General features: G+C 65.9%; 22 protein-coding genes. 10 read left to right on the plus strand and 12 right to left on the minus strand.

Annotated features, from left to right (window positions below; genetic code table 11):
• Positions 1–29 precede the first annotated feature (29 nt).
• Complete coding sequence (gene glpK / locus EDE12_RS02360) at positions 30–1,511, plus strand: glycerol kinase GlpK (RefSeq protein WP_026599807.1); 1,482 nt, start codon at positions 30–32, stop codon at positions 1,509–1,511.
• A 14-nt stretch (positions 1,512–1,525) separates the two neighbouring features.
• Here glpK and EDE12_RS02365 read toward each other — a convergent pair whose 3' ends face one another.
• Positions 1,526–3,103 (minus strand): hypothetical protein, encoded by a 1,578-nt coding sequence (locus EDE12_RS02365; protein ID WP_245275827.1) that lies wholly within the window; start codon positions 3,101–3,103, stop codon positions 1,526–1,528.
• Between the two features lie 922 nt (positions 3,104–4,025).
• Here EDE12_RS02365 and EDE12_RS02370 point away from each other — a divergent pair.
• From EDE12_RS02370 to EDE12_RS02390, 5 genes are all read left to right on the plus strand, one after another.
• Entirely contained in the window at positions 4,026–4,727 is a 702-nt protein-coding gene (locus EDE12_RS02370; protein ID WP_018267279.1) for a response regulator transcription factor, read from the plus strand.
• Positions 4,728–4,733: 6 nt separating this feature from the next.
• Positions 4,734–6,563, plus strand: a complete 1,830-nt coding sequence (locus tag EDE12_RS02375; protein ID WP_026599804.1) for a stimulus-sensing domain-containing protein — start codon at positions 4,734–4,736, stop codon at positions 6,561–6,563.
• Positions 6,560–7,078: an HPr kinase/phosphatase C-terminal domain-containing protein gene (locus EDE12_RS02380; protein ID WP_051592603.1), complete on the plus strand. Its 519-nt coding sequence runs from the start codon at positions 6,560–6,562 to the stop codon at positions 7,076–7,078. The genes EDE12_RS02375 and EDE12_RS02380 overlap by 4 nt, the downstream gene beginning before the upstream one ends.
• A gap of 185 nt (positions 7,079–7,263) precedes the next feature.
• Entirely contained in the window at positions 7,264–7,665 is a 402-nt protein-coding gene (locus tag EDE12_RS02385) for a PTS sugar transporter subunit IIA (RefSeq protein WP_024878173.1), read from the plus strand.
• Positions 7,662–7,970 carry an HPr family phosphocarrier protein gene (locus EDE12_RS02390; protein WP_024878172.1) on the plus strand — a complete coding sequence of 103 codons (309 nt, stop codon included), beginning with the start codon at positions 7,662–7,664 and terminating at the stop codon, positions 7,968–7,970. Before EDE12_RS02385 ends, EDE12_RS02390 begins: the two co-directional genes overlap by 4 nt.
• A gap of 178 nt (positions 7,971–8,148) precedes the next feature.
• Here the strand turns inward: EDE12_RS02390 and EDE12_RS02400 are convergent, their stop codons facing one another.
• Entirely contained in the window at positions 8,149–10,998 is a 2,850-nt protein-coding gene (locus tag EDE12_RS02400; RefSeq protein WP_026599803.1) for an AMP-binding protein, read from the minus strand.
• 183 nt (positions 10,999–11,181) lie between these two features.
• On the opposite strand from EDE12_RS02400, the gene EDE12_RS02405 reads away from it, so the two are divergent.
• The 3 genes from EDE12_RS02405 (at position 11,182) to purQ (ending at position 13,105) form a co-directional block, all read left to right on the plus strand.
• Positions 11,182–12,057 (plus strand): hypothetical protein, encoded by an 876-nt coding sequence (locus EDE12_RS02405; RefSeq protein WP_026599802.1) that lies wholly within the window; start codon positions 11,182–11,184, stop codon positions 12,055–12,057.
• A gap of 120 nt (positions 12,058–12,177) precedes the next feature.
• Positions 12,178–12,414, plus strand: coding sequence for a phosphoribosylformylglycinamidine synthase subunit PurS (gene purS / locus EDE12_RS02410; protein WP_026599801.1), 237 nt, complete (start codon positions 12,178–12,180; stop codon positions 12,412–12,414).
• A 4-nt stretch (positions 12,415–12,418) separates the two neighbouring features.
• Complete coding sequence (gene purQ, locus EDE12_RS02415) at positions 12,419–13,105, plus strand: phosphoribosylformylglycinamidine synthase subunit PurQ (protein WP_026599800.1); 687 nt, start codon at positions 12,419–12,421, stop codon at positions 13,103–13,105.
• 68 nt (positions 13,106–13,173) lie between these two features.
• Here the strand turns inward: purQ and EDE12_RS02420 are convergent, their stop codons facing one another.
• The 4 genes from EDE12_RS02420 to EDE12_RS02435 form a co-directional block, all read right to left on the minus strand.
• Entirely contained in the window at positions 13,174–13,977 is an 804-nt protein-coding gene (locus EDE12_RS02420) for a DUF3658 domain-containing protein (protein ID WP_166671818.1), read from the minus strand.
• A gap of 8 nt (positions 13,978–13,985) precedes the next feature.
• On the minus strand, positions 13,986–14,990 hold the full coding sequence (locus EDE12_RS02425; protein ID WP_245275826.1) for a CorA family divalent cation transporter: 1,005 nt from the start codon (positions 14,988–14,990) through the stop codon (positions 13,986–13,988).
• 111 nt (positions 14,991–15,101) lie between these two features.
• Entirely contained in the window at positions 15,102–16,319 is a 1,218-nt protein-coding gene (locus EDE12_RS02430; RefSeq protein WP_026599797.1) for an acyltransferase, read from the minus strand.
• A 64-nt stretch (positions 16,320–16,383) separates the two neighbouring features.
• Complete coding sequence (locus EDE12_RS02435; RefSeq protein ID WP_051592602.1) at positions 16,384–17,577, minus strand: acyltransferase family protein; 1,194 nt, start codon at positions 17,575–17,577, stop codon at positions 16,384–16,386.
• Positions 17,578–17,769: 192 nt separating this feature from the next.
• Between EDE12_RS02435 and EDE12_RS02440 the strand changes: the two genes are divergently transcribed.
• The gene (locus EDE12_RS02440) at positions 17,770–19,152 is read left to right on the plus strand and encodes a 3-deoxy-7-phosphoheptulonate synthase class II (protein WP_026599796.1); all 1,383 of its coding nucleotides are present in this window, start codon (positions 17,770–17,772) and stop codon (positions 19,150–19,152) included.
• Positions 19,153–19,231: 79 nt separating this feature from the next.
• Here EDE12_RS02440 and EDE12_RS02445 read toward each other — a convergent pair whose 3' ends face one another.
• The 6 genes from EDE12_RS02445 to EDE12_RS02470 form a co-directional block, all read right to left on the minus strand.
• Entirely contained in the window at positions 19,232–20,065 is an 834-nt protein-coding gene (locus EDE12_RS02445; RefSeq protein ID WP_024878162.1) for an FTR1 family protein, read from the minus strand.
• A 10-nt stretch (positions 20,066–20,075) separates the two neighbouring features.
• Positions 20,076–20,411, minus strand: a complete 336-nt coding sequence (locus EDE12_RS02450) for a cupredoxin domain-containing protein (RefSeq protein ID WP_024878161.1) — start codon at positions 20,409–20,411, stop codon at positions 20,076–20,078.
• A gap of 217 nt (positions 20,412–20,628) precedes the next feature.
• Positions 20,629–20,970 carry a hypothetical protein gene (locus EDE12_RS02455; protein WP_026599795.1) on the minus strand — a complete coding sequence of 114 codons (342 nt, stop codon included), beginning with the start codon at positions 20,968–20,970 and terminating at the stop codon, positions 20,629–20,631.
• Positions 20,971–21,167: 197 nt separating this feature from the next.
• Positions 21,168–21,611 (minus strand): hypothetical protein, encoded by a 444-nt coding sequence (locus EDE12_RS02460; protein ID WP_134187971.1) that lies wholly within the window; start codon positions 21,609–21,611, stop codon positions 21,168–21,170.
• 6 nt (positions 21,612–21,617) lie between these two features.
• Positions 21,618–22,256: a guanylate kinase gene (gene gmk / locus EDE12_RS02465; protein ID WP_026599794.1), complete on the minus strand. Its 639-nt coding sequence runs from the start codon at positions 22,254–22,256 to the stop codon at positions 21,618–21,620.
• Positions 22,257–22,342: 86 nt separating this feature from the next.
• Positions 22,343–23,230 carry a YicC/YloC family endoribonuclease gene (locus tag EDE12_RS02470; protein ID WP_026599793.1) on the minus strand — a complete coding sequence of 296 codons (888 nt, stop codon included), beginning with the start codon at positions 23,228–23,230 and terminating at the stop codon, positions 22,343–22,345.
• Positions 23,231–23,260: the final 30 nt, after the last annotated feature.

A 23,260-nucleotide genomic window follows, 5' to 3' on the forward strand; every position in this document is an offset into this window, starting at 1 on the left:
GACACGAAAGGACAGAAGCGGAGACGGTCATGACGAAATATGTCGGCGCGATCGACCAGGGCACGACGAGCTCGCGCTTCATCCTCTTCGATCATGAGGGCGAGATCGTCGCGCTCGACCAGCGCGAGCATGCGCAAATCTATCCGCGTCCCGGCTGGGTGGAGCATGACGCGGCCGAAATCTGGCGCAACACGCAGAGCGTCATCGCCGGCGCATTGGCGAAGGCGGGGCTGACGCCGGCCGATCTCGCCTGCGTCGGCCTCACCAATCAGCGCGAGACGACTCTGCTGTGGGATCGCCGCACGGGCGCGCCGCTGCACAACGCCATCGTCTGGATGGACACGCGCACCGATGCGCTGGTCGTGCGCTTTTCCGCGCAGGGCGGCAAGGATCGCTTGCGCGCGAAGACGGGCCTGCCGCTCTCCACCTATTTCTCCAGCCTCAAGCTGCTCTGGCTCTTCGAGACCATTCCCGGCGCGCGCGCGAAAGCGCAAGCCGGCGAAGCGCTGTTCGGCACGATGGATTCGTGGATCGCCTGGAATCTGACTGGTCGCCATTTCACCGACGCCACCAACGCCGCGCGCACGCAGCTGATGAATCTCGAGACGCTGCAATGGGACGACGAGCTGCTCGCGCTCTTCGACATTCCGCGCGCCTGCCTGCCGCAGATTCTCTCCTCGAGCGAAATCTATGGAGCCTGCCGCGCGCCGCTCGCAGGCGTACCGCTTTCGGGCGCGCTCGGCGATCAGCATGCGGCGCTGATCGGCCAGGCCTGCTTTGCGCCGGGAGACGCGAAAAACACCTATGGCACAGGATGTTTTCTGCTGATGAACATAGGCGAGACGCCGCGGCTCTCCACCAAGGGCCTGCTCACCACGCTCGCCTATAAGCTCGGCGAGGAGAAGCCCGTTTATGCGCTCGAGGGCTCTGTCGCCATCGCCGGCGCGTTGGTGCAATGGCTGCGCGACAATCTCGGAATTATCGAGAAGAGCGCGGATATAGAAGCGCTGGCGGCGAGCGTTCCCGACAATGGCGACGTCTATTTCACGCCCGCATTCTCCGGCCTCTATGCGCCCTATTGGCGCGAGAGCGCGCGCGGGATCATCGCCGGCCTCACGCGTTTCTCGACGAAAGCGCATATCGCGCGCTCCGCGCTGGAAGCTGTGGCGTTCCAGACGCGCGACATCGTCGCAGCGATGGCGGAGGATTCCGGCGTCGCGCTGGAGGAGCTGCGCGTCGACGGCGGCATGGCGGTGAATGCGCTGCTGATGCAGTTTCAGGCCGATATTCTCGGCGCTCCCGTCGTGCGGCCGCGCTGCATAGAGACGACGGCGCTCGGCGCCGCCTATGCCGCAGGACTGGCCAGCGGCTTTTGGAAAGATAAGCGCGAGATCGCCGCGCATTGGCGCGCCGAGAAACGATGGAGCCCGACGATGTCGAAGGAAGAGCGCGAGCGCCGCATCGGCAAATGGGCGAAGGCGGTGACGCGCTCCTTCGATTGGACGGACTGACGCGCAGCGCTTCGTCAGAATTTGGCGAGCACGGGAATGGTCGGCGCGGCGCCCTCGAACGGATAATAGCGAAAGCTGGTGAAGACCATGCTGTCGCGCGCCTGCGGCGCGCCGCCAATGCCGGAAAAGCCGTCCTTGATCGTATAGGAATATTGCACGCCGCCGCGCACCTTGCCGAACTGCCCTTCGTACAAAGTGTGCCAGAAGCCGCCTGTGACTTGCCGAATGTCTTTGATGATTCCGGCGCAGGCCAAAGCGCCGCCCAATGGAACATTGGCCGCCGTGCCGCCGGAGAGGAAGGCCGTCGTGGTCAGCGCTTCATTCTCTATGTTGCATCCCAGATTGTTGAAATAGGGATTGGCGAAGCCGCCGAAAATGACATTGCCCGGTATGGCGACATATTGCGGATTGCGTTGCGTGAACTCGCCGCCGGCGTAGGCGTATATGTCGAGATCGGGCCGCGGATGCAGCACGCCGCCGATGAGAATCATGCGCTCGTTGATCGGCAGCGGGCCGCCGTCGACGGCCGACCATGTCGCGTCCGCGAGCTGCCCGGCGCCATAGCGGCCGATTCCATGGCCGATCGCGCCGGAGACTTGGAAATCGAGGAGACCGGGGAGAACCGGCGCGAATATGCCGGCTCCGAAACCGCCGCCCCAGGCGTTGCGATTGCCCCAATAGGCGCGCGTGGTGAAATTGCGCGCCAGGCCGAAGCCCTCCAAATGCACGATGCGGTCGCCGAGATTGGCGTCCCATGCGGCTTTGCCGATGAGATCGGGCGCGCGATTGAGCGAATAGCTGTTCACAATGTTGAAGAGGCCGCCGCCCGCCGCTTGTCCGAACAATATCGGATTTTGCAGCGGCAGAGCGGTCGTGCCGAAGAAGCCCGGAGGTAGGGAGCCATAGCCGGCGAAGGTGGTGGCGGCGCCCTCGGCGGCGAAGGCGAGCCAGAATTCCTTGTTGAAATCCACGGTGAGGCGCATGCCGGGCTGCCGCGCCCAGACATAGCCCGGAACATATTGCGCATCGATGGTGAGCGGCTGAATCGTCGTGTCCGGCTTTATGCCGACCTTGTTCAACGTCACCAGCGACCACGCCTGCCCCGCCATGAAATGCGCGCCGAACGAATCCCAATCGATATTCGTGTACATCTGCCGCAGGCGCAGATTGTAGGAATTGCTCTCATTGGAATTGGCGGTTTGCGCCGCGCCGAGAAAATCGGTTTCGACATAGCCGGTGATCTTGGTGAAAGGATCGATGTCGCCTTTCACCAGCATGGACAGACGGCTCTGTCGCGCGCTGAAGCGGAACTCGCTCGAATGTCCGGTCGCGAAGAAATTATAGGGAATATTCTGAAACGGCGTGTTGACGTCGGCGCCGACCCAGCGGCTTCGCCAGACGCTTTCGAGCGCGATGAAGCCGCCGGGCGTGATCGTGATTCCCCGAAAGCGGAAATTATCCGGCCCGTTCTTTTCGGCCTCCTCCTTTTTTTCCTTCTCTTTCTGCTTTTCTTCCTTCTCCTTTTTCTTATCGGCCTGCGTGGTCTTTTGCGACTTGTCCAATCTCGCCTCGAGCTTGTGCAAGCGCTCCATGAGCGTTCGAACCTCCGCACGCAGCTCCTCTTCGCTCGCGTGAGCACATGTCGGCGACGCGAGGAGGAGCGCGAACGCGAGCGAGCCGCGCAGCAGCTCCGCACGATGAGTGTGAAAACGATTCATTGCGCCGATCCCTTTGGACGGCGCCACGCCGATGAAGAGAGCGCGCCCGCGCGCGTCGTCAAACGAGCGCGCGAGGAGCGGCCGAAACGCTGTGCGGCGCGACGCCGATCACTGTCGAAAACGAAGAGGTGATGAAATCGCACGCGACTCGCGACACGAGAGCGCGCGGCCATGCCGGCGCGGCGCCGACTCGCTCGGCGTCGGAACGCTACGCGCAGGCTATGACGAATCGACGACCGAGGGAATCCTCGCCTCGCGCCGCTCTCCGACAATCACATGCGCTGAAGGCGACGTGAGCTCGACCCGCGCAGCGCGAATCGAAAGCGTCGGCGAATCACGCTACCGTCGATGCGCGAGCGTCGCTTTTGGCGTGGGCCGCGCGCATGCGGGAGCGCGAGCGCCGCGCGCTGCGCCCGCACGGCTGCGGACCCGCCGGCAACATCTTGCTTTTTATTGAAATTTTCGACGCTTTGCGGAAGCCTTGCGAGCGAAGGCTTCGCCGCCTGTTTCCGCGGCGATTCGTCCCTGTGACAGCGGTAGGTGATTTGTGTCGCGATTATGTATATAAGGCGACACGAAGCGGAACGTCGGCCCTCTTTCGGCCAGCGTCATGCGAATGGCCGAGGCTAGCCACATTTCGGCCGCCAACGCCTTGGAACGTGGCGCCCGAACGGCGATGTTCCAAAGCGGCGAGGCGAGCCGCCGAGACGACGAGTCGCGCGGGCGCAAGAGTCTAAGCTCGCGCCCCGAATCGAACATCGAGCCCGATATCGGACGTTAACAGTAAAGGTTGAAGATGCCGACAATCGCTCTCGTCGACGACGACCGCAATATTCTCACTTCCGTCTCGATCGCGCTGGAAGGCGAGGGCTACCGCGTTCAAACCTATACCGACGGCGCCGCTGCGCTCGACGGGCTGCGCGCCAATCCGCCGGACCTCGCCATTTTCGACATAAAGATGCCGCGCATGGACGGAATGGAGCTGCTGCGCCGTCTGCGGCAGAAATCCGACCTTCCGGTGATCTTCCTCACCTCCAAGGACGAGGAGATCGACGAATTGTTCGGCCTCAAAATGGGCGCCGACGATTTCATTCACAAGCCGTTCTCGCAGCGCCTGCTGGTGGAGCGCGTGAAGGCGATTCTGCGCCGCGCCAATCCCAAGGAAGCCGCCGCGCAGAAGGAATCGGAAGCCAAGGTGCTGGAGCGCGGCGCGCTGGTCATGGACCCGGAGCGCCACACCTGCACCTGGCGCGGCGATCCCGTCGTGCTGACGGTGACGGAATTCCTCATCCTGCAAGCGCTGGCGCAACGCCCCGGCGTGGTGAAGAGCCGCAATGCGCTGATGGACGCCGCCTATGACGATCAGGTCTATGTCGACGATCGCACCATCGACAGCCACATCAAGCGGCTGCGCAAGAAGTTCAAGGTCGTGGACAATGAGTTCGAGATGATCGAGACGCTCTATGGCGTCGGCTATCGGTTCAAGGAAGCCCCATAACGGCTCATGACAGTCACGACCGACAATGAACATGGCGTCGAGACGCAGGCGCGGCAGAAGCGAATTGGCCGCGCCGCCTCGGTTCGCTTCGCGCGGCTCACGCGCGCGATTCAGTCGCGCCTGTCGTCCTCGCTCACACGCCGCATCGTCGTGCTCAATCTTGGCGGCCTCGTGGCGCTGCTCGGCGGCTTTCTCTATCTCAACCAATTTCGCGAAGGCCTGATCGACGCGCGCGTGCAGAGCCTGCAGACGCAGGGCGAGATCATCGCCGCGGCCATCGCCGCCTCGGCGACCGTCGATACGGACGCGATCACCATCGATCCCGAGAAGCTGCTGCGCCTCGCGCCGGGCGAGAGCTACAGCCTCGCGGAGGGCAGCCAGCCCTCTATGGAGTTCTCGCTCAATCCCGAGCGCATCGGCCCGCTGCTGCGCCGCCTCGTCTCGCCGACGCGCACGCGCGCGCGCATCTATGATCGCGACGGCTATCTCTTGCTCGATTCGCGCTCCGTCACCGGCCGCTCCAACATTCTGCGCTTCGATCTCGGCCCGCCGGGCGGCGCGAGCGAATCGTCCGGCTATCTCGAGCAGGGCATAAATGCGCTGCGCCGTTGGACGCGCCGGCCGGAGCTGCCGCTCTATGAGGATATCGGCGCCGGCAATGGCAAAGCCTATCCAGAGGTCGCCGCCGCGCTCACCGGCGGCGCGCTCTCCGTGGTGCGGGCCAACGCCAAGGGCGAGACCATCATCTCCGTCGCCGTGCCGGTGCAACGCTTCCGCTCGGTGCGCGGCGCGCTGCTGCTCTCCACGCTCGGCGGCGACATTGACGCCATTCTGGCGCAGGAGCGCTGGGGCATCATCCGCATCTTCCTGGTCTCGGCCGGCGTGATGCTGCTGCTGTCGCTGTTCTTCGCCGGCACCATAGCCGAGCCCATGCGCCGTCTCGCCGAGGCGGCCGATCGCGTGCGCCGCGGCGTCAAATCGCGCCAGGAGATTCCCGACTTCTCGCAACGTCAGGACGAGATCGGCCATCTCTCCGGCGCGCTGCGCGACATGACGCGCGCGCTCTACAATCGCATTGAGGCGATCGAGCATTTCGCCGCCGACGTCGCGCATGAGCTGAAGAATCCGCTCACCTCGCTGCGCAGCGCGGTGGAGACTCTGCCCATCGTCAAGGACGAGAACGCGCGCTCGCGTCTGCTGACCATCATCAAGCACGATGTCGGACGGCTCGACCGTCTCATCAGCGATATTTCCGACGCCTCGCGTCTCGACGCCGAGCTGGCCCGCGCCGACATGGACATTGTCGATGTCGCCGGCGTGCTGAAGACCGTCGTCGGCATGGCGCATGACCTCGATCGCGGCGATGGAGTCGCCATCACGCTCGACATTCAGCCCGCCGATCCGCGGCGGCGCTGGCGCATCCTCGGCCATGATTCGCGCCTCGCGCAAGTGTTCGACAATCTCATCGGCAACGCCCGCTCCTTCTCGGCGGAGGGCGGCAATGTGCGCGTCTATCTGCGGCCGGAGCAGGCGATGGGGCCGGGCGGGCAGCCGATCGACGGCTATGAGATCATCGTCGACGACGACGGGCCGGGCATTCCGGCCCATGCCTTCGAGCGCATTTTCGAGCGTTTCTACACGGATCGGCCGGAGCAGGGCTTCGGCCAGAATTCTGGGCTCGGCCTGTCGATCTCCCGCCAGATCGTCGAGGCGCACAATGGCCGCATCCGCGCGATGAACCGCACGCGGGCGGAGCCGGAGGGAACCGACGAGATCGCGCCGGAAGATGTCGTGCTGGGCGCGCGCTTCGTGCTCTGGCTTCCGGCGGCGAAATGACCGGCGCGCCTCTCCAAGACGCGCCTCTCCGAGACGCGCCTCCCGAAGCGGAGCAGGTCGAGGAGCGGATCATGATTCACGCCAATGCTCTGCTCATCGGCGCGGCCGGCGTGCTGCTGCGGGGGCCTTCGGGCTCCGGCAAGAGCGGGCTCTGCCTCGAGCTGATCCATCTCGCGGAGGGGCGGGGGTTTTTCGCGCGGCTCATCGGCGATGATCGGATCGCGCTCGTCCGCCGTCACGGCCGCCTGCTGGCGCGCCCGCATCCGGCCATAGCCGGGGCGATAGAGGAGCGCGGCAGGGGCGTTCTGCCGGCCGAATTCGAGCCCGCGGGGGTGCTGCGCTGTCTCGTCGATCTATGTGGACCGAGAGACGAGGCGCCGCCCCGCTATCCGCCGGAGGGGGGCGCGGAGGCCAAACTGTGCGGCGTGACGCTGCCGCGGCTCGCCGCGGACGCCCGAGAGGCGGGGGCGGCGAGGAAGATTTTGTCGTTTATTCATCAGTTTGAAGCATTTTAACGATGACCGGAGGTTTTCGCTTGCCAATTTCGCCGCAACGCACAAAATGGCGCCCGAAACGCTGCGAACGTCGGGGCGACATTCGCGTTAGTAAATTGGTGAGCCGCAATGCCGGTCTGCTTCGGTTCTCCGGTTTCGACGATCTCGTTCTCCTGCGAGACGGTCTTCATGAGCGGTAGCTGCGAATGATCGGAATGGTCCTGGTGACCCATGGCCACCTCGCCACGGAGTTTCGCGCGGCCCTCGAGCATGTCGTTGGCCCGCAGAAGCAGCTCGTGTCGATCTCGATCGGCCCCGAGGACGATATGGAGCGTCGGCGCCGGGACATTATCGACGCCATCGCCGAGGCGGACAGCGGCGACGGCGTCGTCGTGCTGACCGACATGTTCGGCGGCACCCCCTCCAATCTGGCGATTTCCGTGATGAATGGCGGCAAGGTGGAGGTGCTGGCGGGCATCAACCTGCCCATGCTGATCAAGCTGGCCTCGGTGCGCGAATCGACTCCGCTCGAGCAGGCGGTGTTGCAAGCCCAGGACGCCGGGCGCAAATATGTCTATATCGCCAGCCGAGTCCTCAACGCCAAATGACCGACCAATCCGTTTCCGCCGCCGCCGATGGCGGCCGCATCGTCCGCGATCTCACCATCGTCAACCGCAAGGGCCTGCACGCGCGGGCCACGGCCAAATTCGTCCAATGCTGCGAGGCTTATGAGGCCGAGATCACCGTCTCCAAATGCGGGGATACGGTCGGCGGCAGCTCCATCATGGGCATATTGACGCTGGGCGCGGCCCAAGGCTCCACCATCACCGTGACCGCCGCCGGCCCGCAGGCCTTTCAAGCGATAGAGGCGCTGGCGGCGCTGGTCGGCAACCGCTTCGGCGAGGACGAGTAGGGTCGCGGCGCCCCACCCTTCCCTTCAGGGGGAGGGTCGGCCGGCGATAGCCGGACGGGGTGGGGTCCACCGGCAGAGACTCGGGGCGTCACCCCCTCCCGAGCGCCTACGGCGCTCGACCTCCCCCCTCGAGGGGGAGGTGGAAACGCCTCTTCCGGCACGCGTGGTTGGGCCTTCGCTACGCATCCCCCCGTCTCGGCTTGGACAGCTCGCTCAAATCCGGCTCCCCGCAGCGCGCGAGGATGGCGGCGCGGACATGATCCCGCAGCCGCAGCGCGCAGATGAAGTCGCTCCCGCCCGCCCGTATCGGCGGCAAAATGGCGAGCGACAGCGCCGAGCGGCGCGGGAACCATTGGCCGCCGCGCAACATGCCGCGGGTTCCGCGCAAGACGCCCGGAAAGACCGGCAGCTCCGCCTCGGCGGCGATCTTGAACGCGCCGAGATAGAAGCCGCAGAGCCCGGCGCGGCGCGTGAACGTCCCCTCGGGGAAGAATACGAGATTGCGCCCCTCGCGCGCCGCCGCGACGAGGCTTTCCGCATCGGCGACGCTCGCGGCAATATCGTAACGCTCGACGAAAAGCGCCCCGAGCCGGCGCAGGAACGGCCCGGCGAAAATCTGCGCGGCCAGCTCCTTCTTGGCGACGAAGGCCGGCTCGCCCGGCAGGCGGGCCGCGAGCAGCATGACATCGACATAGCTCGAATGGTTGAAGGCGAGCACGGCGCCACCCGTCTGTAGACGCTCGAGCCCTTCTGTCGTGACCTTCGCGCCAATGGCGCCGAGCATGGAGCCGGCGATCTTCCGCACGGCGGGCCAGCGCGAGCGGCGGGGCAGTATCATCACCGCCCACCAGACGGCGAAATAGCCGGCGCAGACGACGAGCCACCACCAGCTGGCGTAGGCGAGCTCGCCCGCCCGCCCCGCCGCGCCACGGATCGCCGGCCATAGGCCGAGCAGCGCCAGCCGGCCGATCTGCAGCCAGACCGGACCGCGCGGCTCGCCGAGCCGACCCTCCTCGAACAGCGCCTTGGCGGCGCTGCGGCGAATCTTGCCGCTCGAGGTTTTGGGCGTGGAGCGCGGCGGAAGGAAGCGAACCTCGTCGGCCGGCGCGCCGCAAACGGCGGCGACCGCCGTCTGAACCTTGGTCTCCAGCGCGCCCAGCGCTTCCGGCACGGTCTCATAGGTCTCGGCGACGACGATCAGCCGTTCCGTGCCGGTCTCCACATCGGGCGCGCCGAAAGCGGCGACGCAGCCCTTGCGAATGCCGGGAAGCGCGGCGACGGCCTCCTCTATCTCCTGCGGATAGAGATGCCGCCCGGCGCGAATCACAATGTCCTTGACCCGCCCGGTCACAAAGATCTCGCCGCCGGCCATATAGGCGCGATCGCCGCTGTCGAGCCAGCCGCCTCGAATCAGCGATTTGGTCTTCTCCTCATTGCGGAAATAGCCCTTCGTGGCCGAGGGGCCGCGAAACTCCAGCCGCCCCTCGCGGCGCTCCGACAGCTCGCGGCCGGCGGCGTCGACGATGCGAATCTCATGGCCCGGCAGCGGGGCGCCGCAGCCGACGATCTCCAGCGAGCCGGCGCCTTCCGCCGCCGGCTCGGCGCGGCCGTCGGTCGCCAGCGCCTCGCGGGAGATGCGGTCGATGACCGGCGCGCGGCCGGGCGGCGGAAAGGCGAGGCCGACCGCATTTTCCGCGAGCCCATAGACCGGCGCCATGGCCTCCGCTCGAAAGCCGTATTTGGCGAATTTCTCGGCGAATCGCTGGATGGTGCGCGGGGAGATGGGCTCCGCGCCATTGGCGATCATGCGCAGCGAGCAAAGATCGAGCCCCTCGATCTGCGCCGGATCGATCTTGTCGAGGCAGAGCTCGAAGGCGAAATTGGGCGCGGCGCTCAGCGTCCCGCGATGGCGGTCGATCGCCTCGAGCCAGCTCGCCGGCCGCGACAGAAAAGTCAGCGGCGACATGACATAGAGCGGCGCGCCGAAATGCAGGCAGCCGAGCCAGGCGCCGATCAGCCCCATATCGTGATAGAGCGGCAGCCAGCTGACGAAGCTGTCCGCCGAGCTGGCGCCGATGGCGAGGCCCATGGCGCGCACATTGGCGAGAAGATTGGCGTGGCTCAGCACCACGCCTTTGGGATCGCCCGTGCTGCCGGAGGTATATTGCAGCATGGCGGTCGCGCCCGCCTCGCGCGTCGGCGGCAACGGCGCGCCATTGGCGCCGCTGGTGAGATCGGCGACGCAGACGATCGCCTCCAAGCTCTCCACACGCCCGCGGGCGAGGCCGGCGAGGCGCAGACCCTCCGGCGTGGTGACGAGCAGCCGCACCCCCGCATTGCGCAAAATGCCGATCTGCCGCGTGAGATGCTCCTCGATCTGCGCCATGCGCATCGGCGGATAGATCGGCACGGGAATGGCGCCGGCGTAGAGCACGCCGAAAAAGCCGACGAAGAAATCGATTCCCGTGGGCAGCATCAGTGCGATGCGGTCGCCCGGCGCGATATCGCGGGCGATGAGCCCCTCCGCCGCGCGCCGCGCCTCATCGGCGAGCCGCCAATAGGTGAGCGCGCCGCCGGGCGTCGCGGCGTCCCGCAGAAAGGTGAGATGCAGCCGCTCGGGATTTTGCGCAGCGTGCCAGTCCAGCGCCTCGGTCAGCGTCTTCGCCTCGAAGGCGGCGCGAATATGCGGCAGCGCCTCGCCGGGCGCGGGCTCGGCGAAGGGCGGCGGCTCGGCGCCGGGGGCTTTCTCGAGCGCGGTCAGCAGATCGCCGACCGTATCGGCGCGGCCCAGCTCCTCGAGCGGCAGAGGGGCGTGGAAGGCGCGCTCCAGCCGCATGTTCAATTCGGCGCGCGCCAGGCTGTCGACGCCGAGATCCTGCTCGAGCCGGCTGGACAGCAAAATCTCGGTCGGCGCGCCGCGCCGCGGATGCATCTCGCGGGCGAGCGAATCGACGACGGCGAAAACCTCCCGCCGCGCCGCCTCCTGCGTGGCGCGGCGACGTCCCGGATAATTGGAGACCGCATGCATTGGGAGCCCCTCCCTCGCTCTCGGGGCAGATAGAGCGAGGTCGGCGGCATTCGACTCTTTTCTGTAACCCGTCATCGACAGGGGCGATCGATAATCGCTGCGCTCGCGCTAAAGATCAGCCTCGCGCAAGGCGGACGCCGGAAACTGGATGCGCGTCCGACGCGCCATGGATGGTCACGAATCATGGTTTCGCCGATTTCCGCCCTCACATCCCGAGCGCCCAGCGTGCGCGCGCTGTCGCGCGTCTCGCAGGTCACGGCGAGAGCCGAGCCGGTGGAGGAGGCGAACGTCGCGACCGCGACGGCCGCCAAGCCGCCGCCCCCGCCCGGTCCCGGCCTGCGCGATGCGCTGCCCGCCGGCTATCGCAATTTCGCCATGCCGCTCGGCGCCGAATCCGACGAGCCGCTCGCCGGAGAGGATGCGCCCCTGCGGTCGGCCTATGGGCCGAGCGCGGCGGCGCTCTCCGGCCTGCCGCGCCTCATCGGCGAGCGCATTCCACTGCGCATCGTCATTCGCGAGGCGCAAACCGCCCTGCGCGCGGCGGCGGAGGCGCGCGGCGAGACGGTCCGGGAATTTCTCGACGCCGCGGAGACCGTTCCGCGCGCGCGCCTGCCTTCGCGCAATTCAGCCGAGGCCACGCCGACGATTCGCGCCGCCCTTCTGGTCCGCGACGGCGAGCGCGACACGGCGACCATCGACCTCTATGTGACCAAGACCGGCCCGGGCGCCTTCGAGGCCGCCGCCTATGACCGCGATTTCGCTTCGCCCTCCGGCGGCTTTCCCTATGCCGCGCCGCCGCTCTTCATCGATCGCATCAATTTCGATCCCGCCTATCAGGCCGTGGTCTCGGCCGTCGCCAGCCCGCCACGCCGGCGCAGCGCTGCGAGCGGCGGCGGAACTTCGCCGGTCGGCTCTATCGTCGTCACCACGGTCATCGGCGTCGCGACCTTCGTCGCCGTCATGCTGACGCTCGCCGCCGGCCAGCCGGCGTTCGCCGCCACGATCGCGCTGCTCGGCGCCATGGGCTTCGTCTACACGCTTCGCTCGCGCTCGGCCTGAAGCGTCACGGCTGGAAATTCTCTCGGTCAGAAATTCTCTCCCCCAGAAATTCTTGCGCTCCGACGCGTCCCCCGCTAACCCTGCGGCCAGCCTCCGAAGCCCAAACAGGGAAGCCGCCGCATGAAAGCCCGCGTCATCGTCACCTTGAAGAACGGCGTGCTCGATCCGCAGGGTAAGGCCATAGAAGGCGCGCTCGCTTCGCTCGGCGTCGAGGGCGTCGGCGGCGTGCGGCAGGGCAAGGTGTTCGACATAGAGCTCGAGGGCTCCGACCGCGCCCTCGCCGAGGCGCGGCTGCGCGCAGCTTGCGAGAAGCTGCTCGCCAACACCGTCATCGAGAATTTCCAGATCGAGATCTGATCCCATGAAAGCCGCCGTCCTCGTCTTTCCCGGCTCCAATCGCGAAGGCGATATGGCGCGCGCGCTTGCCCAAGCCACCGGCCACGAGCCCGCAATGGTCTGGCACTCGCAGACCGAGCTGCCCGCGGGCACGGATCTCGTCGTGCTGCCGGGCGGCTTCTCCTATGGCGATTATCTGCGCTGCGGCGCCATCGCCGGCCGCGCCGCCATTATGGACGCGGTGCGCGCCCATGCCGCGCGCGGCGGGCTGACGCTCGGCGTCTGCAACGGCTTCCAGATTTTGTGCGAGGGCGGGCTGCTGCCGGGCGTGCTGATGCGCAACGCCAATCTGCGCTTCGTCTGCCGCATGCAGCATTTGCGCGTCGAGCGCGCCGACACCGCCTTCACCAGGCATTATCGACAGGGCCAGACGATCGAGGTCGCCATCGCCCATGGCGAGGGCAATTACGAGGCCGATGACGAGACGATCGCGCGGCTCGAGGGCGAGGGGCTGGTCGCCTTCCGCTATTGCGATGCGCTGGGGCGCGTCGGCGGCGAGGCCAATCCCAACGGCTCACGCAACGATATCGCCGGAATCTTCTCCGAGCGCCGCAATGTGCTCGGCCTGATGCCGCATCCGGAAAATCTCATCGATCCGCTGGTCGGCGGAATCGACGGCCGGGGATTGTTCGAGAGCCTCGCGGCGGCGTGAGGGGAACGGCGCGGGCGATCGATAGCGCGCAGGCGGAAGGCCCGAGCGGGGATTCCCGATCCGCCCTTTTAGCGTGGCGGCTCCTGACTGCGACGGACAAGCGTGCTCCGCATCTCAATTCCGTCTCCCGTGGTTTCCAGGATACCTGCCTCTCCGAGCGCCCGGACGCGCGCCCACAGCAAGAGATCGCTGGGTGCTCGGTCAAGCGGGCAAGCGCTCAGCTGTGACATCGTGGTTGCGACAAGGCTCGTTCCTTTCTGCCAATCACCGCTCGCGCAAGAAACGATAGCGTCGTCGAAATGAGTGATTGGCGCGGACACGAGCCCGATCCCGTCAACGACCCGTAGCGGAGCATTCTCCTGCCTGAGCCGGCGCCACATCTCGAGAAAGGCCTCGATTTCGTCCGGCCGCAGTTCCTTCTCATGATCGAATAATCGAGCCTCGACGATCTGATCCGGCGGAACGAGACCGAGAGACGCTGCGGCGATGATCGTCTCGCCGTCTTCGGCGTATTCGAAACCCGTAAAAATAACGACCCGGAAGGGCGCATCGCCCCTTCGCCGGACGAATTCGAGAAAGCCGCAATATTCTGCCGCATCGAGAAGGGACATCCAGGCAACTGGAAGAGCGGCTGAAGAAGCGGCCTCGGCCCAAAATTTATCGGCCGATTGGACGACCTGCCCAAAGTCCACACCGAGTTCATTCTCGATCCACACATGCCGCAAACGCGCGCTCGGCGGATCGATCGGTCCGAAGCTGAGATTGTCAGGAAAGCCGAGGACGAGTTCGTGGCGACCGATCCGGCTCAATGCCTGCCGAATGCTCGCAGCAGCGGACATGTTGAAAACTACATGCGTCAAAGGCTTGTTCACTCCGGTAGTCATCCCTCGCGGCGCTTGATCCACATCAGCGCGAAAAAGGCCGCCGCGGCCGAGGCGAGGCAGAGCGCCGCCGCATAGAGCGTCCCCTGCTCATTATCGGCGAAGAACAGATTCTTCGTGTTCATGCCGAATATGCCGGAGACGAGAGTCGGCGGCATCAAGAGCGTGCCGAGAATGGTCAGCACATAGAGCTGGCGATTGGTCTCCGCCGTGAAATTGGAGACGATCTCGTCCTGCAGCAGGCGCGCGCGCTCCTCCACCGCCTGCAGCTCCTGCTGCAACGAATCGAAACGCTGCGTCAGCCTCCGCAGCGCCGCATGGGTCGGCGGCGCGACGCGCGGCGAGAAAGCCGTGCGGGAAAAAACGCGCTGCCCATCGGCGAGCTCGCGGCGCAGGCGGATCGTCTGCCGGCGCAGCGCGCCGAGATCGCGACGGTCGTCATGCGCCTCGTCGTCCAGCACACGATCCTCGATCTTGTTGAATTTGGCGAGAAGCTTCTCGAGCCCGATATCCATGGAGACGAGGCTGCGCGTCACCAGCGCCTCGAAGAGATCGAGCGGCGTGCGCAGGCGCTGGCCCTCCAGCGCCGCCTGCCGAATGACGGCGGTCGATTCGACGGCGTAGCGGCGGGCGGTGACGATGCAGCGCTCGGTGACGACGACGCGCAGCGGACGCAGCACATCTTCCTCGCGCTCGAGATCGCGGCCGTAATCGGCGATCACGCCCCACAGCGCCTGCTCGTCGGCGTCGAGCCGCTGATGCCCGTCCTGATCGATGAGCAGCGCGCGCGCCTCCGCCGGCATTTGCTGGCGGCCGGCGACCCAATCGCGATAGCGCAGATCCGCGACGTTGAGATGGACCCAGAAATAGCCGTCGGCGTCCGAATCGAGCTGCGCGGAGTCGTGGTCGGCGACGAGCGTCGCCGCGCCGTCCGCATCGAAGCGCATGACCCAGAGAAAGGGCGAATCGCCCACGATCGCGCCGGCCGGCGGCATCGTCTTCATTTTCATGCGTCCCCGCGGGCGCGCGCCTTCGGCGGCCCGCCTCGGGTCCTCGCCATTAGAGGAGGGTTGCGACGTTTCGTCGACAGAGGGCGGCACGGATGACCTTCAGGCTCATGCGTCGGCTTTTTGCGGTTCGCGCTCAAGCTCCTCGATCGGCTGCGGGAGGCGCCGGCGCCGCCGCTCCTCCGCCGCCTCGAAGGCTTTGCGCAGCGCGCGCCGCACGGCGTTGGTGTGCGCTTCGGTGACGCGCGAGAAGAGGAAGCCGAAGACGACCGCCGCCGTCATCACCGCCGCCATCACCAGCCAATGGGCAGGCGTCGCCAGCTCGCGCGCCCATAGCGCGCCGAAATGCCGATCGGCCATGGCGCGCGCCAGAATCAGCACGGGCATATGGACGCTGTAGAGCGAGAAGGAGAAATCGGCGAGCCGCCGATGCAGCTGCGGCTGGAACAGCGCCCAGCCCTGCTGCGGCCCGAAGCGTAGCGTCACCACGAGATTGAGGAAGAGGACGGCCGACAGCGTATCGGCGAGATCGGCGAGATAGGGATGAGCCTCGAGATTGGGGCCGCGCACCAGAAGGCGGATCGGGATGACGGCCACGACATAGAGCGCGAGCGCGATCCAGCGCGATTCGACCAGCGGGCGCCGCGCCAGAGTCGCCAGCGCGCCGAGGCCCCAGAGCAGATAGCCGAAACGAAACCAGCCGCCAGCGGGGATGGACATCGCCACCAGAATGGCGAGGCCGAGCGCGAAGCCCATGGCGCGCGTCCGCAGCGAATAGGCGCGGGCGAAGGGCAGCAGCAGCAGCGGGAAGGAGATGTAATACCAAAACTCGCAGGCGAGCGACCAGAGCGGCCCATTGGTGCCGAAGAAATCGCAATAGATCGCCGAGAGATTGGCCAGCGAGCCGAGGAAGAGATCGACGCGATCATGGTCCTTGAAGACCGGCCAGTCATAGACGCCGCTGTCGCCGAACCAGCTGCGGCCGATCCAATCCGCCGCCACTGTGACGAGCAGCGCCGGCGCGAGCACGACATAGATGCGCGCGAAACGATGAATGAGATAATCGCGCAGAAAGGGCTTGTCCTTGCGCAGCTGCGCCAGCACCGCGCCGCCGACCAGATAGCCCGAGATGGCGAAGAAGCCGACGACGGCCTGATGTCCGAGCTCGAAGCTGACGAAGAACCACCAGGCATGGACGCTCGCCGCATGGGGCGCGCTCATTATGTCCGCGAGATTGACGAACATATTGGTGGAATGGACGGCGAGCACCAGCAACGCGCCCACCCAACGACATGCCTCGATGAATTGCGACAGAAGGACGGGCATGTGTCTCCGAAGGCTTTGGAGCGAACGGATCGCTCCAAATGAAAAAAAGCTGGACGGGGCCGAATTATAGCCCCTCGGCTCGACCTTGGCCAACCCAGCGGGCGCGCTCGCCGAGCCGCGCGCGCCGGTCCAGCGCGGCGACAGCCGCATGCAGAAGCCGCCGCAGCGCCGGCGTATGCGCCTCGGTCACACGCGAAAAGACGAAGGCCGCCGCGACGGCGACGAGGAGCAGCGCCGCCGCCGCGAGCCAATGTGTCGGCGTCGGCAGAAGCTTGTGCCAGTCCACGCCGAAAATATGGCCGGCTCCGGCCCAGAAGAAGAAAACGATCGGCATATGCGTGGCGTAGAGCGAGAAGGAGAAATCCGCGAGCCGGCGATGCAGCGCCGAATCTCCGAGCGCAAAGCCGCTTTCCGCGAAGCGCAGCGTCGTCAGCAGATTGGCGAGCGTCGCCGCGGTGAGCGCATCGGCGATGTCGTGCAGAACCGGATGCGCCTCGAAGAGAGGCCCGCGCGCGGCGAGACGGCCGACGACGAGCGCCGCGAGAAAAAGCCCCAGCGACAGATATTTGGCGGAGAGGAGCGGGCGCTTCGCGCGCGCCGCCAGCGCGCCCATGGCCCATAGCACGAAGCCGAAAGGCACGCGCGAGGAGGGAATCGAGAGAAGGAGCAGCAGCAGCGCGCCGAGGGCGAAGGCGGCGAGGCGCGCGGGCTCCGAATAGGCGCGCGCCCACGGAAGCAGCAGCAGCGGGAACAGCAGATAGTACCAGAACTCGCAGGCCAGCGACCACAGAGGCCCATCGGTGCCGGCCTGGCCCGCCCAGATATTCTGCTGCATGGCCAGCGCCGAGAGAATGCGCGAGGGCTCGTAGGCGCCCTCGAGGCCGGGGAGCTCATAGATGCCCGCGCCGGCGAAGAGGGCGCGGCCGAGCGCGTCGAGAGCGAAGGTCAGCGCCAGCGCCGGTATCAGCACGAGATAGATGCGGGCGAAGCGATCGATGAGATAGGCGCGCAGGAAGGGCGTCCGCCGCTCCATGGCCGCAAAGACGCGGCCGCCGACGAGAAAGCCCGACAGCACGAAGAAGACTGTCACCGCCTGATGCGAGAAGGCCGTGAGGAACCACCAGAGATAGACGAGGGGCCCATGCGGCGCGACCATTATGTCGCTCAAGGAAATGAGCACATTGGCGTGGGCGAGAAGAACGGCGAGAGCGGCGAGCCAACGGGCCGCGTGAACGAAATCCGACAAAAAGACAGGCATGAAAAAAGCGCTCGTACGAAAATGGCGCTGGCTAGGATAAGGGAAACCGCGCGCCGTGTCACCCTGCGGAAAAGCCGAGGGTAGGCCGAAGGGATAAGGCGACGCTCGCGGCAGGGGGCAAAAGCTCGCCTCTACCGGCTTGCTCCTGTATAGCTGTGCGGCGCAGTGGAGCGGCAAGCAGGAGCCAGGCTAGTGGAGAATTGGACGCCCGGAAGCTGGAGAGCGAGACCGATCGAGCAGACGCCGATCTATCAGGATCAGGCGGCGCTCGCCGATGTCGAGCGGCAGCTGGCCGGATTTCCGCCCCTCGTCTTCGCCGGCGAGGCGCGCAGCCTCAAGCGCTCGCTCGCCGAGGTCGCCGGCGGCCGCGCCTTTCTGCTGCAGGGCGGCGATTGCGCCGAGAGCTTCAGCGAGCATTCGGCCGACAATATCCGCGATTTCTTCCGCGTCTTCCTGCAAATGGCGGTGGTGCTGACCTATGCCGCGGCCTCGCCCGTGGTGAAGGTCGGCCGCATCGCCGGCCAATTCGCCAAGCCGCGCTCCGCCCCCACCGAGAAGCAGGGCGCGCTGGAGCTGCCGAGCTATCGCGGCGACATCATCAACGACATTGAATTCACCGCCGCCGCCCGCACGCCCGATCCGCAGCGGCAGCTGATGGCCTATCGGCAATCGGCGGCGACGCTCAACCTCATCCGCGCCTTCGCCACCGGCGGCTTCGCCAATCTCGTCAATGCGCATCGCTGGATGCTGGGCTTCGTGCGCAACAGCCCGCTCTCGGATCGCTATTCGCAGCTCGCCGATCACATCAGCGAGACCTTGGGCTTCATGCGCGCCATCGGCCTCGATCCCGAGCATCATCCAGAGCTGCGGCAGACGGATTTCTACACCTCTCACGAGGCGTTGCTGCTCGGCTATGAGCAGGCGCTGACCCGCGTCGATTCGCTCGAGGGCGGCTATTTCGCCACATCCGGCCATTTCCTCTGGATCGGCGACCGCACGCGCCAGGAGGACGGCGCCCATATCGAATATCTCCGCGGCGTGCAGAACCCCATCGGCCTCAAATGCGGGCCGAGCCTGAAGCCGGACGCGCTGCTGCGCCTCATCGACAAGCTCGATCCGCAAAACGAGCCGGGGCGGCTGACGCTCATCTGCCGTTTCGGCTCCGACAAGGCCGCCGAGGCGCTGCCGCCGATCCTGCGCGCGGTCGCCCGCGAGGGGCGCAATGTCGTGTGGTGCTGCGACCCGATGCATGGCAACACGATCAGCGCCGGCGGCCGCAAGACTCGGCCCTTCGATCGCGTGATGGCGGAAATCCGCAATTTCTTCGAGGTTCACCGCGCCGAAGGCACCTACGCCGGCGGCATTCACCTCGAGATGACGGGGCAGAATGTCACCGAATGCATGGGCGGCGCGCGCGATATTTCCGAGCAGGAGCTGGGCGTGCGCTATGACACGACCTGCGATCCGCGTCTCAACGCCGAGCAGGCGATAGAGGTGGCCTTCCTCGTCGCAGAATTGCTGAAGGCCGAGCGGCTGGCGCGCGGCGCGCAGGAGCAGGACGCGGCGGCGGAGTAGAGAATTTTTCCTTCTCCCCGCAATGCGGGGAGAAGGAAGACGGCGAATGCCGCACGAAGCAAATCAGCCGGAAGCCGTATCACTCCGCCGCGGCGTGGACATTGGCGGCGCCCGGCCGCGGAGCGGCGAGGCGGGTGGCGATGACTATGGCCGCCAACGTCGCCACATAAACGACGACCTGCAATGCCGTCGGCTGGTCGACATAGCCGATCAGCGTATGCAGCACGCGGCCGAAGAGGCTCGAATCCGGCAGCACGCCGGATGTGTCCCACACCGTCTGCGAGAGCGCGGTGACGATCCAGGCCTGTTGCAGAAAGCCCGCGCATTGCGCCGCGAGACCGGCCGCCAACAGCGTGATCATCGCCGTCGTCACGGCGAACAAATGCCGCGCCGGAATGGTGACGAGACCGAAATAGGTGAGCGCGCTGACGCCGGCGCCGAGCACGAGGCCGGCGAGGCCGCCCGCCAAGAGATCCGCCACAGTCTCTCCCGAAGCCAGAATTCCGTAGAGGAACAGCGCCACCTCCGAGCCCTCGCGCAGCACGGCGAGCGCGACGACGAGCGCCAGAGCGAGGAAGGATTTGTCGCCGGAGACGGCGGCGCGGCCGGCGGCCGCCAGCTCGCTGGCGAGCTCGCGGCCGTGGCGCGCCATCCAAATGTTGTGCGAGGCGAGCATCACCACCGCCACTGCGAGGACGCCGGCGTTGAACAGCTCCTGCCCGCGGCCCGCGACGGCCTGCGACAGCGCATCGGCGAACAGCGCGACGACGCCGGCGCCGAGCGCGCCCGCGGCCACGCCGCCGAAGACATAGGCCCGCGAGCCGCGCGCCCCGCGCGTGACGGCGAGCACGATGCCGATGACGAGACCCGCCTCTATGACCTCGCGAAAGACGATGATGAGTGCGCCCAGCATGGTTTGATCCTTACTCGACGACGAGCTCGCCCTTGGCCGTATCCTCGTGATATTCGCCGACGAAATGATAGCGGCCGGGCTTCAGCGGGCGCACCCGCACGGTGATCTCGGCCTTGCCGGCGACCACTTTCTCGATCTTGAGCGCCTTGCTCTCGAACTCCTCCGGCGTCGAATCGAGATTCTTCACGACGATGGTGATCGGCTTGTCGGCGGGCGCATGCAGCTCGGCGGTCGAGAAGCGATGATCCTTGATGGAGATTTCGAGAGAGGTCTCGTCGGCCGCGACGGCGGCGCCGACGCCCGCCGCGAGAGCGGCGGCGACGAGAAGAATACGGGAGGATGTCATTTCACGCCTTTCGATGAATCGTTTCGACGCCTTCGCCCACGCCCCGCGTGATGCGAAGCAAGAACCGGCCCACCGTCATGCGCGAGGCGGACGTCGCGAGGCCCGCCCATGAATGCGCTACAGCTTGAATATCAAGGTAATTAAAGGGCCGCCGCGCCACAACGGCGCGAGTTGAGATTGCTTCCAATCTGGACTCGGCGAAACGCCGCGGCCTCGCTCAGCCCGGATAGCCGTGGCGCGCTTTGCTCGCATGCACCAGAGCGACGGCCTGAGCGTCGCGACCCGCCGAGCAGGCCGAGGCGGCGGCGGCGATCTCATTTTGGATCGTCGCATAGACGCCCTGAGTCACGTGACCCATGGCGAGATCATTGTCCATGATCGCGCGATAGCGGCGGATCGCGCCGGAGCAGCCGGAGCCCTCGGGAAGCTCGATTCCCGCCGGCGTCGTGTTGCGCGTCGCGAGCGCCGGCGCCTCGGCAACGGCGACGGGCTGCGCGGAGTTGCAGGCGGCGAGGCACAGCGCCGCGATGATCGGGACGAAGAGCTTTGCGGATGTCATGGCGAAACCGAAATTCCTCGCATTATCGGACTGACTGCGGATGATTGACTGTCGGCGACGCGCCGAGCAAGTCGAAATTTCCCACCCTCTCACCGCGCGGGCGAATTTTGTGAAAGCAAGCCGCTGTGAAGCTCGCAATGGCTCGGACACTCTCTCCAGAACCGATCAGATCGGCAGTGGCGACGGCTCCGTGGGAATCAATTCGCAATAGAGCGACATCGAGGACGTGGACCGCACCGCATCATGGTGCACTCTATTTCGATCTCCGAAGCGGGCGATCCATATAGAAAGCCGACGTCGAGAATTTCTCTTCCAAAACCCACCCATCGGCGTTGGATAATCCATCCGCCGCGATGGTCTTTCGAGCGATCATACGAAATATTCAATCCTCGAGCATATTCCTCTGAATTAAGCGCGCCCTGGTGTTTTTTCATGAATGCTTGAATAATATAATTATCCTTCACTTGGCGAATTGCGCTCTCATCGCTGGCCACTTCTTCTTTTCCCGAAGCGCATCCCCACCGATATTCGACGGCGGTATCGAGCAAATCTTTGGCAAAAGCGACGCAAAAGACGAAGATCGAAACGGCGAGTATACAAAACATCACGCGCATCGAGGAGATGACGGCGCGATAAAGCATCGGGCCTCACTCACTCAAAAGGCGCGCGACGAAGGCCTCTATGCCCGGCAGGCGCCGCGGCCGGCGCTGACGCTCGGCGCGCAATATTGCGAGAAGATCGTCGAAGCTGCGCTGCAGATCGTCGTTGACCAGCACATAATCGTACTGCTTCCAGCGCTGAATCTCATTGCGCGCATTCTCGAGACGGCGCTCGATCGCCTCGCGCGAATCTTCCGCGCGGCGCTCGAGACGCGCGCGCAGCTCTTTCATCGACGGCGGCAGAATGAACACGGTGACAGTGTCCGCGGCCATCTTGTCGCGCACCTGCTGCGTGCCCTGATAATCGATATCGAAAAGCGCATCGCGGCCGTCGCGCAAAATCTCATCCACCGGCCCGCGCGGCGTGCCGTAATAATTGCCATGCACCTCGGCCCATTCCAGCAATTCCCCATTGTCGCGCATCGACTCGAAGCGGCTCTTGGAGATGAAGGAATAATGGATGCCGTCGACCTCGCTCGAGCGGCGCGGCCGCGTCGTCACCGAGATCGAGAGGGTGAGGTCGAGCTCGCGGTTCTGCAGCAGCATGCGCGTCAGCGTCGTCTTCCCCGCGCCGGAGGGCGAAGAGAGAATGAGGACGATTCCGCGGCGGTCTGGCGTTGTGGGCATCTCAGGTCCAGCGAATGGCGAATGGCGAGTGGCGAGTGGCGAATGGAGCGCGTCTTTCGCGCTACTCCCTATTCGCTATTTTCTCCTCACTCAATGTTCTGCACCTGCTCCCGCCATTGCTCCACCTCGATCTTGAGCTCGAGGCCGAGCGCGGTGAGCGCGCCATCGTTGGATTTGGCGCAGAGCGTATTGGTCTCGCGCGACAATTCCTGGGCGAGGAAATCGAGGCGGCGGCCGATCGGGCCGCCCTTTTCGATCAGCTCGCCGGCGCTGACCACATGGGCCTTCAGCCGGTCCAGCTCCTCGCGAATGTCGGCCTTCACCGCGAGCAGCACCGCCTCCTGATGCAGACGCTGCGCGTCGAAGGAATGGCCCGTCTCCAGCAGAGCCGCGATCTGGCTGGCGAGCCGCGCGCGCACCGCCTCGGCCGAGCGGCCGGGCAGCGCCTCCGCCTGCGCGGTCAATTCGCCGATGCGCGCGAGACGCGCGGTCAGCACATCGCCAATGGCCGCGCCTTCGGAAGCGCGCGAGGCGGTCAAAGCCTCGAGCGCCTCCGCCAAAGTCGCCAGCACGCACACGTCGAGGGCGTTGCGCTGCTCCTCATCGTCCTCCAGCTCTACGACCTCGACAATGCCGCGCACGGCGAGCAGGCCGTCGAGAGAAGCCGGCCGCAAGGATGCGTGCAGCGGCACATCGTCCAGCGCCTTGAGCAGACGCTCGAGCGCGGGGCGATTGATGCGCGTCTCGACCACAGCGTCGTCGCGACGCGCGGTGAGATTGGCGAAGCAGGAGCCGCGAGCGATGCGGCCGGAGATGAGCGCGCGCGCCTTCACCTCCACCGCATCGAAATTGGGCGGGACGCGCAGCCGCAGATCCAGCCCTTTGGAATTGACGGTCTTGATTTCCCAAGCGTAGCGCCACGGTCCGAGACTGTCGTGAGCGCGGGCGAAGCCGGTCATGCTGGCGAGAGACATTGCGATCCTAGGTAGGGCGAATTGCGAGCA

Source organism: Methylosinus sp. sav-2, assembly GCF_004366495.1.
Classification (GTDB): Bacteria; Pseudomonadota; Alphaproteobacteria; order Rhizobiales; family Beijerinckiaceae; genus Methylosinus.

What these genes read in the sequence shown, in the direction of transcription:
- glpK (WP_026599807.1), top strand. Translation starts at nt 30, where the DNA reads ATGACGAAATATGTCGGCGCGATCGACCAGGGCACGACGAGCTCGCGC.
- EDE12_RS02365 (WP_245275827.1), bottom strand. Translation starts at nt 3,103, where the DNA reads ATGGAGCGCTTGCACAAGCTCGAGGCGAGATTGGACAAGTCGCAAAAG.
- EDE12_RS02370 (WP_018267279.1), top strand. Translation starts at nt 4,026, where the DNA reads ATGCCGACAATCGCTCTCGTCGACGACGACCGCAATATTCTCACTTCC.
- EDE12_RS02375 (WP_026599804.1), top strand. Translation starts at nt 4,734, where the DNA reads ATGACAGTCACGACCGACAATGAACATGGCGTCGAGACGCAGGCGCGG.
- EDE12_RS02380 (WP_051592603.1), top strand. Translation starts at nt 6,560, where the DNA reads ATGACCGGCGCGCCTCTCCAAGACGCGCCTCTCCGAGACGCGCCTCCC.
- EDE12_RS02385 (WP_024878173.1), top strand. Translation starts at nt 7,264, where the DNA reads ATGATCGGAATGGTCCTGGTGACCCATGGCCACCTCGCCACGGAGTTT.
- EDE12_RS02390 (WP_024878172.1), top strand. Translation starts at nt 7,662, where the DNA reads ATGACCGACCAATCCGTTTCCGCCGCCGCCGATGGCGGCCGCATCGTC.
- EDE12_RS02400 (WP_026599803.1), bottom strand. Translation starts at nt 10,998, where the DNA reads ATGCATGCGGTCTCCAATTATCCGGGACGTCGCCGCGCCACGCAGGAG.
- EDE12_RS02405 (WP_026599802.1), top strand. Translation starts at nt 11,182, where the DNA reads ATGGTTTCGCCGATTTCCGCCCTCACATCCCGAGCGCCCAGCGTGCGC.
- purS (WP_026599801.1), top strand. Translation starts at nt 12,178, where the DNA reads ATGAAAGCCCGCGTCATCGTCACCTTGAAGAACGGCGTGCTCGATCCG.
- purQ (WP_026599800.1), top strand. Translation starts at nt 12,419, where the DNA reads ATGAAAGCCGCCGTCCTCGTCTTTCCCGGCTCCAATCGCGAAGGCGAT.
- EDE12_RS02425 (WP_245275826.1), bottom strand. Translation starts at nt 14,990, where the DNA reads ATGAAGACGATGCCGCCGGCCGGCGCGATCGTGGGCGATTCGCCCTTT.
- EDE12_RS02430 (WP_026599797.1), bottom strand. Translation starts at nt 16,319, where the DNA reads ATGCCCGTCCTTCTGTCGCAATTCATCGAGGCATGTCGTTGGGTGGGC.
- EDE12_RS02435 (WP_051592602.1), bottom strand. Translation starts at nt 17,577, where the DNA reads ATGCCTGTCTTTTTGTCGGATTTCGTTCACGCGGCCCGTTGGCTCGCC.
- EDE12_RS02445 (WP_024878162.1), bottom strand. Translation starts at nt 20,065, where the DNA reads ATGCTGGGCGCACTCATCATCGTCTTTCGCGAGGTCATAGAGGCGGGT.
- EDE12_RS02450 (WP_024878161.1), bottom strand. Translation starts at nt 20,411, where the DNA reads ATGACATCCTCCCGTATTCTTCTCGTCGCCGCCGCTCTCGCGGCGGGC.
- EDE12_RS02455 (WP_026599795.1), bottom strand. Translation starts at nt 20,970, where the DNA reads ATGACATCCGCAAAGCTCTTCGTCCCGATCATCGCGGCGCTGTGCCTC.
- EDE12_RS02460 (WP_134187971.1), bottom strand. Translation starts at nt 21,611, where the DNA reads ATGCTTTATCGCGCCGTCATCTCCTCGATGCGCGTGATGTTTTGTATA.
- gmk (WP_026599794.1), bottom strand. Translation starts at nt 22,256, where the DNA reads ATGCCCACAACGCCAGACCGCCGCGGAATCGTCCTCATTCTCTCTTCG.
- EDE12_RS02470 (WP_026599793.1), bottom strand. Translation starts at nt 23,230, where the DNA reads ATGTCTCTCGCCAGCATGACCGGCTTCGCCCGCGCTCACGACAGTCTC.